Here is a 1,068-nt window from a genome sequence, read left to right on the forward strand (position 1 = left end):
GCATGTGGTCGAGGAGACGGGGGGTGAGGCCGACGACGTCCAGGACGAGGAGCGGGGTGGGGCGGGTGTCCGTCATGGCAGCTCCTTGAGGCCGATTCCGGTCAGCAGGTCGCGGGCGAGTGCGAGTTCGGCGGCGATGCCGTCGGCGAGCTGGACGTCGTCTCCAGGCCGGTCCGCCGACGGCAGCGCCTGCCAGGTGTAGGTCTCCACCTCAAAATGGCGACAACGCGCTTCCGCACCGCCCACCAGCAGGGCGAGCGTCCCTGCCAGCACATCGAGAGTGGAGGACAGCGGAGGAGCGGGCGGCGCGTGCAACGGCACATGGAAGTGCGCCCGCCACGGCATCGTCTGCGGCAGCGCGTCTCCGGTGAGCGCCGGGCCCAGGTCGTCGGTGGCGTACAGCGTCTCGTCCGCTCTGGCCCGGGTCTGGTGCAGGAAGCGGGGTTCGTCGAACGCGGCGAGCGCGGAGCGGACCGCCGGATCGAGGGGGTTCTCGGCGTGCAGGGCAGCCGAGAGCTGCACCTTAAGTATGCCGATGTCCGCCTGTCGCAAGGCGGCGAGTGCGACCGCGGGCTCCTCGAAGCTCGTCGCGAGGTGGCAGGTGTCCAGGCACAGGCCGATGCGATGGCGGGGCAGGGCGGTGAGCTGGGTGACTGCGTCGGAGGTGGTCTCTACGGCGCAGCCGGGCTCCGGTTCCAGGGCCAGGCGGATCGAGCGGCCGGTCTCCGCCTCCAGCCGGTTGAGCCGGCCGGCCAGCTCGGTGAGCGCGCGGTGGGACTGCTCCACGGCGGCCGGGCCGAAGCCGGTGCGCCAGCCCAGCGGCAGGGTCGAGATGGTGCCGTCGGTGACGTCGGCGGGGAGCAGTTCGGCAAGGACATGGGCCAGGTCGCTGGTGTACTCCAGGCGCTCGACGGTGGTCCAGTCGGGCGTATAGACGCGGTACTTGACCTCTTCGGCACCGAACCCTTCATAAGGGAAGCCGTTGAGGGTGACGACCTCCAGGCCGCGCCGGTCGAGCTCCGCGCGCAGGCCGCGCAGGGCGGCCGGGTCGGTGATCAGGGTGCGGGC

Annotated in this window: 1 protein-coding gene; it reads right to left on the reverse strand. The window is 71.6% G+C overall.

Features of this window, described 5'->3' with window-relative positions; translation table 11 throughout:
* Positions 1–72: 72 nt before the first annotated feature.
* Positions 73–1,068: metabolite traffic protein EboE (gene eboE, locus ABZ877_RS39675; protein WP_361081590.1), on the reverse strand; the 996-nt coding region annotated here is incomplete at its 5' end.

Source organism: Streptomyces sp. NPDC046939, assembly GCF_040644575.1.
Taxonomy (GTDB): domain Bacteria; phylum Actinomycetota; class Actinomycetes; order Streptomycetales; family Streptomycetaceae; genus Streptomyces.